Below are 12,958 nucleotides of genomic sequence, written 5' to 3' on the forward strand. Positions count from 1 at the left end.
CCAAGCCATAAAACGCGGTGCCAACCTCATGATCCGCCACCCTCACGACCGAAGTGATGTGTGAATCCAGTAGCCCTGGAGGGGGAGGGTCGATCGCGCGTAGCGCGAGCGGGGTGGGGTGATCTCTCCAATCGGGCAGTGCCCGTGTGGAGAGATCACCCCACCCCGCCACGCATTCCGCTTCGCTGCATGCGTAGCGACCCTCCCCCTCCAGGGGAGGGTGGCACCGGCCGTGCCGCGGTCTGCACCTCACGCCCCGTAGGTCGAGCCCTTCGGCAGCGGGAACACCGGGTCCTGCGTGCGGATATTCGTCGGCCACACCACCGAGATGTGCTCGCCGGCGTTCTGCATCACCACCGGCGTCGAGCGTTCGTTCTGGCCGGAGAGCGGCGTGCCCGGCGGGAAGAATTTCACGCCATAGCCCTGGATGGTGCCGCCGGCGGGGATGTCGACGTCGAGCGCCGCCTTGCGAATGGCCTCGGGCTCGAAGCTGCCGTATTTCTCCTTGGCGACCGGCAGCACGTTGTTGAGCAGCACCAGGTCTGGTTGAAGCCCATCGAGCAGTGCGGCGGCACGTCGGTGGCGCCGGTCTTGGCCTGGTAACGCGAGACCATGGTCTTGATCAGATCGCCCATTCCGGGCGCGAGCTTGGCGGGATCGAGCAGCTGCGCCGGCACCGGGTCGATGTTGCAGAAATTGTCGATATCGGCGCCGAAAGTCGCGCGCAGCTTGTCGAGCTGGCTGTAGCCGGCCCCGGCCCCGAACAGCATCTTGAAGCGCAGGCCGCTCTCGCGCGCCTGGCGCAGGAACAAGGTGATGTCAGGGTTGTAACCGACATGCGAGATCACGTCGGCCTTGGCGCGCTTGATCTTCGTGACGAGCACCGAGAGATCGGGCGCGGAAGCCGAGTAACCCTCGCGCAACACCACCTGGATGCCGGCCTGCTTGGCGTAGGCGTCGTCGGCCGAGGCAACGCCGACGCCATAGGGGCCGTCCTCGTGGATCAACGCGACTTTGACCTCCTTCGGGTCCATGCCGAGCTTGGCTTTCGCATGCTCGGTGATGAAGCTTGCAAAGGCCTGCCCGTATTGGTCCGAATGGATCTGCGCGCGAAACACGTATTGCAGGTTCTTGTCCTTGAACACGGCGGTCGAGACCGCCGTCGTGATCCAGAGGATCTTCTTCTGCTGCTCGACCTTGGCTGCGAGTGGCACCGCATGCGAGCTCGCATAGACACCGTTGAGGATGTCGATCTTCTCCTGGCTGATCAGGCGTTCGGCCTCGTTGATCGCAACGTCGGGCTTGCTCTGGGAATCCGCGGCGACTGGAACGATCTTGGTCTTGCCGCCGATACCGCCTTTCTCGTTGACGAGATCGATCGCGATCTGCGCGCCGATCGACGAGGCGACCGAGCCGCCGGCGGCGAACGGGCCGGTGAGGTCGTAGATCAGGCCGATGCGCAATGTCTCGGCTTGTGCCTGAGCCCTGGTCCAATCGAGGCTGAGTGCGGCGGCGGCAGCCGCCGATGTCTTCAGCAGCTGCCTGCGTGAAGTCGGCATCCTATCCTCCCTCAAAACCGTCTTATGATTGGTTGTATTTTTTTGCGAAGTATGGGGAGCGGGACGGCGGAAAGTCAACATGGCGAAAGTCGGGATCTTCCGCGCCGGCGATTGACGCCGGCGCTCTTGCTCAGGGATTGCGTGGCTCAGCCCGGCCCTGCGCCTTGCGTTGCCGTGTACACCGCGTAGAGCGACTGGCTCGCCGCCATGAACAGGCGGTTGCGCTTGGGGCCGCCGAAGCAGACGTTGCCGCACACTTCCGGCAGGCGGATGCGGCCGAGCAGCTTGCCCTCCGGCGACCACACCGTCACGCCGCTGTAGCCGACCGCGCGGCCGGCATTGCTGGAGGCCCAGAGATTGCCGTTGACGTCGCAGCGCAGGCCATCCGGTCCGCACTTCACGCCGTCGATCACGCAGTCGCTGAACTTCTTGAGGTTGGTGAGCTTGTTGTCGCTGCCGACATCGAACACGAAGATCTCACCCTTGCCGCCGGGGCCGGTGTCGCCCGGCCCTTTGCCGGTGGAGGCGATGTAGAGCTTCTTGTAGTCGGGCGAGAAGCACAGCCCGTTCGGGTCGGGCACCTGGTCCTCGGTGACGACGAGGTCGAGGCGGCCCGAGGGATCGATGCGATAGCAGTTGGTCGGCAGCTCGCGCTTGCCCGGCACGAAGCCGGCCGGCTGCCCGATCCGCGGATTGAGCTTCCCGCCGGCATTGCTCGGGCCGCCCGCACCGTCGGGCTCGCCCTCGTAGAGCTGGCCGCCATAGGGCGGATCGGTGAACCAGTAGCTGCCGTCAGGATGCGCGGCGACGTCGTTCGGCGAGTTCAGCCGCTTGCCCTGATAGGAGTCCGCCAGCACGGTGGCGGTGCCGTCATGCTCGTAGCGCGTCACCCGCCGCGTCAGGTGTTCGCAGGAGAGCTGGCGGCCCTGGAAGTCGAATGAGTTGCCGTTGCTGTTGTTGGAGGGGCTGCGGAATACGCTGACGCGGCCGTCGTCCTCGCTCCAGCGCATCTGCCGGTTGTTTGGAATGTCGCTCCAGAGCAGATAGCGGCCCTGCGCACTCCATGCCGGGCCTTCGGCCCACAGCAATCCGGTGTATAGCCGCGTGATCGCGGTGTTGGGCTGCGCGAGATCGTTGAAGGACGGATCGACGGCGATGATGTCGGGGTCCCAGAAGTAGGTGGTCGGCGCACCACGCGGGCTGAAATCGCGCGGCGGGGTGGTGATCGTCGTTGGCGGTGCGGCGGGTCCGGTCTGGGCCAGCGCGGAGCCGGCTCCGGCTATGGTGGCGGCACTGATTGCAAGTCCCTGGACAAGTGTTCGTCGTGAAAGCGCAGCATCCCGGTCACGCTGCTCTTTGTCACGAGCCTCTTGGCGTGTCATCGCGTCCTCCCGATCATGGTCGCTGGCCGGTTGATCCGGCCGAGCAGGCGCGAAGGTTAGTCCGGTCCGCTGTCGGTTGCGAGGGGCGGAATCGAAACCGCTGCGCGATCGCGGGTCGCAATTTCGTCACCTTCGAATGCGTTTGGAATGGAAGGGCGCTAACGGGGATAGGACCGGAGCTCATTGTGCAAATTGTCGTCCTGATCATCCTGCTCGCGATCGCATTTGCGGCCGGCTATTTCACGCGGGACTACGTCTCCCGGAAAAGGCGGGCGGAGGCACGCCGCTGGCGCGAATATGCCCAGCCGGATTGGCTCTCTGCCAACGCGCCGGCCAACACCAACGAGATCGCGAAGGCCGGCACTGCTGCGCCCGCGGCCACCGGCGAGCTCGGCCAGATGCTGAACCGTTGGGAGAGCAGGGCGCGCGCCCGCCGCGCGGGGTAGGGCGATGACGGCTTGGAGAGAGCGGGCGCCAACTCCGCTCTGGTGCTCCGGACGCAGCGCAGCGCGCCTGCGATGCGAAGCATCGTCGGGGTGGTGCGCTGCAGAGCCGGGGGCCATGTCGCCGCATGCCGTGCCGCGCCTGGGTCCCGGCTCAGCGCCGCAACGCGAGACGCGTTGCAGCGCGTCCGGGACACGCGCGAAAGGGATGTAGGGCCCCAACCAGGTCAGCCTTCCTGACCATCTTTTAGCGTTGCAGTTGCAGCCGTTTCTCGTCTAGAAACTGAGCGCACTGAGCCCCTTGGCAACCAACCGTCAACGGTTTTGGCCGAGGATTTGTGGCTCAAAAGGGTCTGGCAATGCTGATTCGCGGCCAAATCGAGGGGATTTCGAGGGAGGTGGCTCTGGCCGCCGCCACGATCCCGGCCGCGTCGCTGCCCACCCTCCTTATTGGCGGTCTTCTTCTTACTCGCCCCTGAGGGCCGGCTGGGCGCCATGCGCCTGGGCGCTCAGGGGTTGGTCGAGATCAACGGACACCTCAAGCGCCAAGGGACTAAAACGCTCTGAACGGCGCAAACGCTCAAAAGGAAATTTAGGAATGGCCACCCCGAACAAGTCCGAGAAGGACCGCGTCATCATTTTCGACACCACGCTGCGCGATGGCGAGCAGTGCCCCGGCGCCACCATGACCTTCGAGGAAAAGCTCGAGGTCGCCGAGCTGCTGGACGACATGGGCGTCGACGTCATCGAGGCGGGCTTCCCGATCACCTCCGAGGGCGACTTCCAGGCGGTCAGCGAGATCGCCCGCCGCTCCAAGAATGCAGTGATCGCCGGCCTGTCGCGCGCCCATCCCGCCGACATCGACCGCTGCGCCGAGGCGGTGAAGTTTGCAAAACGCGGCCGCGTCCACACCGTGATCGCGACCTCGCCGCTGCATATGCGGGTGAAGCTGAACAAGACCCCGGAGCAGGTGATCGAGACGTCGGTCGCCATGGTCGCGCGCGCCCGCAACCAGATCGACGACGTCGAATGGTCGGCCGAGGACGGCACCCGCAGCGAGATGGACTTCTTGTGCCGCATCGTCGAGGCCGTCATCAAGTCCGGCGCCACCACGGTGAACATCCCCGATACCGTCGGCTACACGGTGCCGGAGGAATACACCCACTTCATGAAGACGCTGATCGAGCGCGTACCGAATTCGGACAAGGCCGTGTTCTCCGTGCATTGCCATAACGACCTCGGCATGGCGGTCGCGAACTCGCTGGCCGGCATCGTCGGCGGCGCGCGTCAGGTCGAGTGCACCATCAACGGCATCGGCGAGCGCGCCGGCAACGCCGCGCTCGAAGAGATCGTGATGGCGATCAACGTCCGCAACGACAAATTCCCCTATTGGAACAAGATCGACACCACCCAGCTGACCCGCGCCTCGAAGCTGGTGTCGGCCGCGACCTCGTTTCCCGTCCAGTACAACAAGGCGATCGTCGGCCGGAACGCCTTCGCGCATGAGAGCGGCATCCACCAGGACGGCGTGCTGAAGGACGCTTCCACCTACGAGATCATGCGTCCCGAGATGGTCGGCCTGAAGCAGTCCTCGCTGGTGCTCGGCAAGCATTCCGGCCGCCATGCCTTCGTGCACAAGCTGGAGGAGATGGGCTACAAGCTCGGCCCGAACCAGCTGGAAGATGCGTTCACGCGGATGAAGGCGCTCGCCGACCGCAAGAAGGACATCTACGACGAGGACATCGAGGCGCTGGTCGACGAGGAGATGGCGGCCTCGCACGACCGCATCAAGCTGACCTCGCTGACCGTGATCGCCGGCACCCATGGCCCGCAGCGCGCCACCATGAAGCTCGACGTCGACGGCCAGATCAAGATCGAGGAAGCCGAGGGCAATGGTCCGGTGGACGCCGTGTTCAACTGCATCAAGCGCCTGGTGCCGCACGAGGCCAAGCTGGAGCTGTATCAGGTCCACGCCGTCACCGAAGGCACCGACGCGCAGGCGGAAGTGTCGGTGCGGCTGTCGCAGGACGGCCGTTCGATGACGGCGCGCGCGGCGGACCCGGATACGCTGGTGGCCTCGGCCAAGGCCTATCTCGGCGCGCTCAACAAGATCGTCATGAAGCGCCAGCGCGACACGGTGACGACCGCGGCGGCGAGCTGACGAACGCAGTTCGTCATTCCGGGTTCGGCTCTTCGAGCCGCCCCGGAATGGCAGACTGAGAGATGGCAGCCCTGCTAACGGCCAATAGCAGCGCAGCCCGACGGCCTGTATTGATTTGGCTGGCATGAGGATTGGCCGCTCGGCCTGCTGGGTGGCCCAAATAATACCAGGGAGAGAATATGCGCACCTTAACGATCGCCGCGTCCATCGCGGCACTGGCACTCGGGCTTGCCGGGCCGGCATCGGCCCAATCACCGATCATCATCAAATTCAGTCACGTCGTCGCCACCGACACGCCGAAGGGCAAGGGGGCGGAGAAATTCAAGGAGCTCGCCGAGAAATACACCGGCGGCAAGGTCAAGGTCGAGGTCTACCCGAACTCGACGCTCTACAAGGACAAGGAAGAGCTCGAGGCGCTCCAGCTCGGCAGCGTGCAGATGCTGGCACCGTCCAACTCCAAGTTCGGGCCGCTCGGCATCCGCGAGTTCGAGGTGTTCGATCTGCCCTACATCCTGCCCGACCTGAAGACGCTGCGGAAGGTGACGGAAGGGCCGCTCGGTGCGCGGCTGCTCAAGCTTTTGGACTCCAAGGGTATCACCGGCCTTGCCTATTGGGACAACGGCTTCAAGCAGATGAGCGCAAACAAGAAGCTGATCACGCCCGCCGACTACCAAGGCGTCAAGTTCCGCATCCAGTCCTCGCGCGTGCTGCAGGCCCAGTTCAAGACGCTCGGCTCGCTGCCGCAGGTGATGGCTTTCGGCGAGGTCTACCAGGCACTGCAGACCGGCGTGGTCGACGGCCAGGAGAACACCTGGTCGAACATCTATACCCAGAAGATGCACGAGGTGCAGAAGTACTTCACCGAGACCAATCACGGCTACATCGGCTACGTCGTGATCGTGAACAAGAAGTTCTGGGACGACCTGCCGGCCGACATCCGTGGCCAGTTGTCGAAGGCGATGAAGGAATCGACCGACTTCAGCAACGCGCAGTCGCAAAAGGAAAACGACGACGCGCTGGCCGAGATCAAGAAGAGCGGCAAGAGCGAGATCATCAAGCTCACGGCCGAGCAGGACGAGGCGATGCGCAAGGCGATGGAGCCGGTCTACAAGGATGCCGCAGGCCGCGTCGGCCAGGCGCTGATCGACGAGTTCCTGAAGGAAGCCAAGAGCACGACGAACTGACTTGAACAGACGATCAACGAGGGGCTTCCGCGCATCGCACGGAAGCCCTTTTTGTTGCAAATCATTTCAGTTTGCATCTGAACGGGCATTCACGGCAGTTACATCTCCGTAACAACGTGCTCCCTGTCCAAGTTGTAAGTTGCGCGTCAGCCCCCTCGCGCTCATCCTCACGGCATCCTTCCAGAGGAGGTCCGGATGAAGAAGTTCACCATCGCCGCCATCGCCGTGCTCAGCATCGCCGGCTCGGGCGCGGTCTATGCCCAATATCATCGCCCGTGGATGGAGCACGTCCGCCACATCCGCATGAACCCCGAGGACCGCGCCGCCTTCGTCGACGCGCGGATTGCCGCCGTCCATGCCGGCTTGAGGCTCAACGCCGATCAGGAGAAGCTGTGGCCGCCGGTCGAGGCTGCCGTGCGGGAATTCGCCAAGCTGCGCATCGACCGTGCCAATGCGCGGATGAATGCCGGGCCAGGAGACGCTTCGAGGGATGCCGACAAGCCGGAGGATCCGGTCGCCCGTCTGCGCCAGCGCGCCGAGGACATGGGTGCGACTTCCGCGGCCCTGAAGAAGATCGCCGATGCCGCCGACCCGCTCTACAAGACCCTGGACGAGGGCCAGAAACGGCGCCTCGCTGTGCTGACCCGGCACCGCGGCCCGTTCGGCGGCGGCGAGGACGGTCCGCGCCACCACCACTTCATGGAGCGCATGGACCGCATGATGGAGCGCGGCATGGACCACTTCCACCATGACCGCTTCGACCGTGACGGCGGCGAGGGCCGGGACCGCGAGGGCCGGCTCTGAGCGGGGCCGCTTTCTGCGACCGTTAGCCTTGGCGAAGCCGCTGGAATCCGGCGGCTTTTCGCATTTCCGGTCCCGTGGACGAAGCCTTGGAAAACTTGCGTCCGATCGCTTGCCAGACCCGGATCGCTTTGCTAAACGACCGGCCTCGCAAGGCTTTGACCGCCTTTCGGGCGCATAGCTCAGTTGGTAGAGCAGCTGACTCTTAATCAGCGGGTCCCAGGTTCGAGCCCTGGTGCGCCCACCATTGGAAAACTCTTATTTTCCAAGACCTTCGCGGAGGAGCGCCGAGAACAAAATTGGTCTCGTGCGACGTTTTTTGCTCCTCCGCTACCACGGGCCACGATTCTCCGCGCCAAACTACGATTTTCTGCGAATTTGTCCTCCTGACGGTAGCGGTCGGAGCTCGCTGGCACGATTGAATGGCCTGTAAAGCGGCGGTGAGGATCTGGTTGCCTCTGAGAGCATCATCGGCACCTCACGTGGCACCATGGCGCTCGAGATCGCCGATCACGGCTACGTCATGGAGACCGGTCGTATCGTACTGGGGGCAGGGCCGAGCAGCTGCCCTCCAATTCCGGCATTGGCGGGTTCTACCTGGGTCTCAACCGAGGTGGGCTCGCGCGAATCCTATCGCGACGTGAAGCGCCACAAGCGGCGCAAGCATTGCTGTCCTGACTGGTGCAGCGGATTTGATATTCGCGCCCCATCCGGCTGCGAGTTCGCGACGCGCAGCATTCGCAGACGTGCCTGCCAAAGCGGGATGCGAATGTCAGAACCGGACCATTGGCAGGGCGCTAAACGCTGAAATGCAGCACCGAGGTCCATATGATCCATATAAGATGGAAGCCCGATCGTGCAGCGAGGACGTGTTTCCACGGAGCAAGCCCCCTTGAGTACGCAAACCGAGATATTCCGGCGCCTGGTGCGCGATCATATGCGACCGCCGCCCGTACGTGTTGCACCGGGCGCGACGGTAGGCGAGGTCGTGAGCTTGATGACAACGACACCCGCATCCTGTGCCATCGTCATCGACGGTGCGGGCCGGCCCAAGGGCATCGTGACGGAGCAGGACGTCGTACGTCGGATCGCATGGCGAACGGAGTCCGATCAACTCGTCGAATCGGTGATGACTTCGCCAGTCGTCGCGGCGGGGCGCGACGACTACCTTTTCCAGGCGGTCGGCCTGATGCGCCGTAACAAGCTTCGGCATGTCCCCGTCGTGGACGGGAGCGGAGCGATGATCGGCATGCTCGCCTTGGACGAAGCGCTCGCCTCATTGTCGAGCGAGAGTATGTCGCTCATCGAGCAGCTCACGCACGAGGAGAGTGTCGAGGGCCTGCACCTCATAAGGAAGGCGCAGGCCCAGCTTGCCAGCGCACTGTTGGACAACAACATTTCGGCGCCGGAGGTGCAGTCGCTGCTCACGGAAATCAACAACGATATCCACCGGCGTGTCTTGAGGCTGGTCGAACGGGCGATGCGCGACGACGGCTGGGGGGAGCCTCCTGCGCGGTTCGCTCTCATTATCATGGGGTCGGGCGGGCGCGGCGAAAACTTTCTGGCGCCCGACCAGGACAATGGTTTCATCCTCGCTGACGACGTCGGCGGCCAGGGCAAGCGTGCGGACGCATATTTTCTGGAGCTTGCCGAACGCATGACGCGGATGCTTGACGCGGTCGGCTTTCGCCTCTGCGTCGGCGATGTCATGGCCACCAATCCCGTCTGGCGCAAGCGCCTGTCGGATTGGCGCCGGCAGATCGACAACTGGATCAGGCGGCGCGAGTCCGAGATGCTGTTGAACTGCGATATCTTCTTCGATTTCCGTCATGCGTTCGGCGATCCTGCGCTCTCAAGCGAGCTCCGCACCCACGTCACCGCAGTAACGTCGGAGTGCCCTCAGTTCCTCCAACACCTGTTCGCCATCGAAGCCGAGCACAAGGTGGCACTCGGCTGGTTCGGACGCTTGCGCAAGGAGTACCATGGGGAGGATCAGCAGGGTGTGGTGGACCTGAAGCTTCGTGGAACGCTTCCGCTCGTGGAAGGTACGCGGCTGCTTGCGCTTAAAGCCGGCATTCCGGCCACGTCGACTCTCACCCGGCTTGACTGCCTCAGGGAGAAGGGAGCCATCAGCGCTGGAGACCATGAGGATCTTGCCGACGCGTTCAGGCATATGACCCGTCTCTTGCTGCGCCAGCAGCTGAAGGACTTCAAGGCCGGGCGCAGGATCACCAACTATGTCCCTGTGGCTGATCTCTCCCAACGCGAAAACAAACATCTCGTGGCGTCTTTCCGCGCCATCGAAAACCTGCGTGAAACACTCAATATGGAATTCGCGGGACGCTCGCTTTAGCTGGCGGGCAACTCGCCACGTTGCGGTCAAGTGACTTCGCGAGCGGCCGTGGCCAGGTGGGAGAGCTCAGCCGAAGGGATGCGGACGAAAAAAGTCGCGCCCTTGCCGAGTTCGCTCTCGACCCAGATGGTGCCCCCGAAGCGCTCAAGTATGTGCACGCTGATAGGCAGGCCGAGGCCGGTACCCTGCGGCTTGCCGATCAATGTGTCGCCCGCCTGGCGGAATCGCTCGAAAATCTTCTTGTGATCCTCCCTGGCGATGCCGACACCATTGTCATGCACGCTGACCAGGACGGACCCCGCTTCTGCTCGTGCCATAATAGTAATCAAACCATGGTCCTTGTCGCAGAACTTGACCGCATTCGAAATCAGATTGACGAGCACTTGCGTGATCCGATCGGCGTCAACGAGAATCCTCGGCAGATCCTCGGCAACGCGGCACTCAAGCTTGATGCGGGGGTTCTTGGCGAAGAGGCCGGCCGTTGCGGCGAGCGCGTTGTCGATCACCTTCCTTGGCTCGATCCTGGCCAGTTGCCAATCCGTCTGGCCTGCCTGCATCTTGGCGAGATCGAGGATGTCGTTGACAAGCCTAGTCAGCCGCTCGGTTTCCTGAACGATAGTACCGAGGAACATCTTGCGCTGCTCGACGGGAATGTCCGGATTGTCGTGCACGATCTCGCTGAAGGAGCGGATCGAGGTGAGCGGTGTCCTGAACTCATGGCTGATTGTCGAGACAAAGTCGTCCTTCATCTTGTCGAGCTCCTTGAGCCGCTCGTTAGCGGCCCTGAGCTCGGCCGTCGCGGCCTCGAGCTGCCGCGACTTCTCCTCCAGCTGACGGCTGTAGACAACGAGTTGAGAAGCCTCGTCGAGGATCTGCATGACCTCGTCGATGTCATGCATCTCCTCCCTCAACACTGAAGCGATCATGATCCGCGCGGAGGCCGCGCCAATGGCGCCGGCGAGTTGCCGCTCCGCGTAATGCACGATGTCCGCGTCCGCCGCATGCGCATCGTCGAGCCGGCGCCCTCGGTCGCGCTCGAAGCGCTGGAGGGCTTGGTCCGTCAGGGTCTCACCGATAAAGCGATTCGAGAGGCGACGGAGGTCGCCAATAGTGGCCGTGCCGCGCCAAATGCGCGCGCCCTCGGATGGCTGCTTGAAGATGTCCACGAACTGCACGGCCTGGCTGCGCTCGATCATGGTCTGCGTCGTCATAAGCGATACGGCAGCATAAAGTCCGACATTGATCACCATGGTCCAGAACAGGGCGTGCGCGATGTGATCGAGGCCGGAAAGCCCGAGCAACGCATAGGGACTGAACAGTGCAAGCCCCCACGGGCCGTCCTGAACGAAGCTCTCCGATATCCACCCCGATCGTGCGAACGAAGGCAGCAGCAGGGTGTAGATCCACACCAGGAACCCGGCGCTCATTCCAGCCATAGCGCCGAGGCGGGTCGCTCCCTTCCACAGGATTCCGCCGAGAATAGCGGGCGCGAACTGTGCGGCGGCGACGAACGACATGAGCCCGATGGATACGAGCGCGTAGGACTCGCCGATCAACCGGACATACGCGTAGCCGAGCAGGATCACGAAGATGATGGCGCTGCGGCGGATGGCGAGCATGAGGCCAGACAGATCCTTGCGCTCCGAGAGATGCAGTCGGCCGAAGCGCAACAGCAGGGGCATGACGAGATCGTTCGACACCATGGTGGCCAGGGCAATGGTTTCGACAATGATCATGCCCGTTGCCGCGGAGAGGCCACCGATGAATGCGAACAACGCGATGGTCCAAAAGTGCTCGGCCATCGGCACGGTCAACACGAAGGTGTCGGCATCGACCGTATTTCCGGGAAAGTGGAGGAGCCCGCCAAAAGCGATCGGCAAGACGAAAATGTTGATGAGCAACATGTAGACCGGGAACAGCCAGATGGCCTTCTTGATGTGGCGCTCATCGACATTCTCGACCACCAGCACCTGAAACTGGCGCGGCAGCAAGACAATGGCTGCCATCGAGACCAGCGTCAGCGAAATCCAGCTCGTGTACCCGCCGGCTGCCTCGAGCGTAAAGAGACGCGCGAGGGCTGGATCGGTGGCCGCGCGCGAGAACACTTCGCCGAAGCCGCCATAGATGCCGAAGGTGACGAATAGCCCAACCGCCAGGAAAGCGAACAGCTTGACCACCGACTCGAAGGCAATCGCCGCCACCATGCCTTCATGACGCTCGCTGGCGTCGATGTGCCGCGTGCCAAACAGGATGGCAAATGCGGCCATGATCACCGCGACGTAAAGCGCTGTGTCCTGCAGGACCGGAGTCGAGCCAAGCTTGGCCGGCATCACGATGTCCGGGTAGTGCTGGAGCACGGCGAAGCTCGTCGAGATCGCCTTTAGCTGCAGCGAGATGTAGGGCATGATGCCGACGACGGCGATGATGGTCACCAGCCCGCCCAGGAAGGAACTCTTGCCATAGCGCGAGGCAACGAAGTCGGCAATCGAGGTAATGCGATTGACCTTGCTGATGCGGATGATCTTGCGGATCAGAAACCAGCCAAGGATGAAGGTCAGCGTCGGGCCAAGATAGATGGGCAGGAAACTGACGCCCGAGGACGCGGCCCGTCCGACGCTACCGTAGAAGGTCCAGGCTGTGGCATACACGGCGATGGATAGCGCAAAGATGTAGGGGCTCGCGATAATGCTCCTACGCTGATCCGCGCGGCGGTCACCATAGTAGGCGATGGCGAACAGGATCGAGAGGTAGAGGAAGGAGACCGTGATTATGACGTAGCCGCCCAGCATGGCTCAGGCTCGCGGTGCGCGGCTGGTACCCTGGTCGGGATCCGCGCCAGGCTCGCTTTCGACAATCTCCTCGTCGGGGTCCGGCCGCTCGACGATCAACGCCGTGAGGGCGATCAGCGACGCCCAGGAGAAAAATAAATAGAGGTAAAGCGACGGTACCCCGCCCACTAAAGTGGCCTTGTCGAAGGCGCCGATCAGCGGCGGTGTGAGCAGAAGCAAACCGAACAGGAACAAGCCGATCAAGCGCTCGCCGGTCAATCCTCGCCTTGGCATAGTATCACCTCGA

10 protein-coding genes and 1 tRNA gene are annotated in these 12,958 nt (G+C 63.2%); 7 read left to right on the forward strand and 4 right to left on the reverse strand.

The features are described from left to right. Nucleotides 1–410: 410 nt before the first annotated feature. Nucleotides 411–1,559: an ABC transporter substrate-binding protein gene (locus JQ566_RS22045; RefSeq protein ID WP_249139718.1), complete on the reverse strand. Its 1,149-nt coding sequence runs from the start codon at nucleotides 1,557–1,559 to the stop codon at nucleotides 411–413. A gap of 146 nt (nucleotides 1,560–1,705) precedes the next feature. Then, nucleotides 1,706–2,941 carry an SMP-30/gluconolactonase/LRE family protein gene (locus JQ566_RS22050; protein ID WP_212375473.1) on the reverse strand — a complete coding sequence of 412 codons (1,236 nt, stop codon included), beginning with the start codon at nucleotides 2,939–2,941 and terminating at the stop codon, nucleotides 1,706–1,708. A 182-nt stretch (nucleotides 2,942–3,123) separates the two neighbouring features. On the opposite strand from JQ566_RS22050, the gene JQ566_RS22055 reads away from it, so the two are divergent. From JQ566_RS22055 to JQ566_RS22085, 7 genes are all read left to right on the forward strand, one after another. Beyond that, nucleotides 3,124–3,387 (forward strand): hypothetical protein, encoded by a 264-nt coding sequence (locus JQ566_RS22055; RefSeq protein ID WP_212375805.1) that lies wholly within the window; start codon nucleotides 3,124–3,126, stop codon nucleotides 3,385–3,387. 595 nt (nucleotides 3,388–3,982) lie between these two features. Continuing rightward, nucleotides 3,983–5,545, forward strand: a complete 1,563-nt coding sequence (locus tag JQ566_RS22060) for a 2-isopropylmalate synthase (RefSeq protein WP_212375475.1) — start codon at nucleotides 3,983–3,985, stop codon at nucleotides 5,543–5,545. A 179-nt stretch (nucleotides 5,546–5,724) separates the two neighbouring features. Continuing rightward, nucleotides 5,725–6,729: a TRAP transporter substrate-binding protein gene (locus JQ566_RS22065; RefSeq protein WP_212375478.1), complete on the forward strand. Its 1,005-nt coding sequence runs from the start codon at nucleotides 5,725–5,727 to the stop codon at nucleotides 6,727–6,729. A 195-nt stretch (nucleotides 6,730–6,924) separates the two neighbouring features. Then, a complete protein-coding gene (locus JQ566_RS22070; RefSeq protein WP_212375480.1) occupies nucleotides 6,925–7,533 on the forward strand; it encodes a Spy/CpxP family protein refolding chaperone in 609 nt (202 codons plus the stop codon). A gap of 168 nt (nucleotides 7,534–7,701) precedes the next feature. After that, nucleotides 7,702–7,777, forward strand: a tRNA-Lys gene (locus JQ566_RS22075). 243 nt (nucleotides 7,778–8,020) lie between these two features. Continuing rightward, nucleotides 8,021–8,338, forward strand: coding sequence for a hypothetical protein (locus JQ566_RS22080; RefSeq protein WP_212375482.1), 318 nt, complete (start codon nucleotides 8,021–8,023; stop codon nucleotides 8,336–8,338). An 84-nt stretch (nucleotides 8,339–8,422) separates the two neighbouring features. After that, on the forward strand, nucleotides 8,423–9,883 hold the full coding sequence (locus tag JQ566_RS22085) for a DUF294 nucleotidyltransferase-like domain-containing protein (protein ID WP_212375484.1): 1,461 nt from the start codon (nucleotides 8,423–8,425) through the stop codon (nucleotides 9,881–9,883). A gap of 26 nt (nucleotides 9,884–9,909) precedes the next feature. Here JQ566_RS22085 and JQ566_RS22090 read toward each other — a convergent pair whose 3' ends face one another. Further along, the gene (locus JQ566_RS22090) at nucleotides 9,910–12,672 is read right to left on the reverse strand and encodes an ATP-binding protein (protein WP_212375486.1); all 2,763 of its coding nucleotides are present in this window, start codon (nucleotides 12,670–12,672) and stop codon (nucleotides 9,910–9,912) included. A gap of 3 nt (nucleotides 12,673–12,675) precedes the next feature. Next, nucleotides 12,676–12,930: a hypothetical protein gene (locus tag JQ566_RS22095; RefSeq protein WP_212375488.1), complete on the reverse strand. Its 255-nt coding sequence runs from the start codon at nucleotides 12,928–12,930 to the stop codon at nucleotides 12,676–12,678. Between the last annotated feature and the right edge of the window lie 28 nt (nucleotides 12,931–12,958).

This window comes from Bradyrhizobium sp. SZCCT0231 (assembly GCF_018130245.1).
GTDB classification, from domain to species: domain Bacteria; phylum Pseudomonadota; class Alphaproteobacteria; order Rhizobiales; family Xanthobacteraceae; genus Bradyrhizobium; species Bradyrhizobium japonicum_F.

Coding starts and splice junctions, on each gene's coding strand:
- JQ566_RS22045 (WP_249139718.1), bottom strand. CDS start 1,559: ATGCCGACTTCACGCAGGCAGCTGCTGAAGACATCGGCGGCTGCCGCC.
- JQ566_RS22050 (WP_212375473.1), bottom strand. CDS start 2,941: ATGACACGCCAAGAGGCTCGTGACAAAGAGCAGCGTGACCGGGATGCT.
- JQ566_RS22060 (WP_212375475.1), top strand. CDS start 3,983: ATGGCCACCCCGAACAAGTCCGAGAAGGACCGCGTCATCATTTTCGAC.
- JQ566_RS22065 (WP_212375478.1), top strand. CDS start 5,725: ATGCGCACCTTAACGATCGCCGCGTCCATCGCGGCACTGGCACTCGGG.
- JQ566_RS22070 (WP_212375480.1), top strand. CDS start 6,925: ATGAAGAAGTTCACCATCGCCGCCATCGCCGTGCTCAGCATCGCCGGC.
- JQ566_RS22080 (WP_212375482.1), top strand. CDS start 8,021: ATGGCGCTCGAGATCGCCGATCACGGCTACGTCATGGAGACCGGTCGT.
- JQ566_RS22090 (WP_212375486.1), bottom strand. CDS start 12,672: ATGCTGGGCGGCTACGTCATAATCACGGTCTCCTTCCTCTACCTCTCG.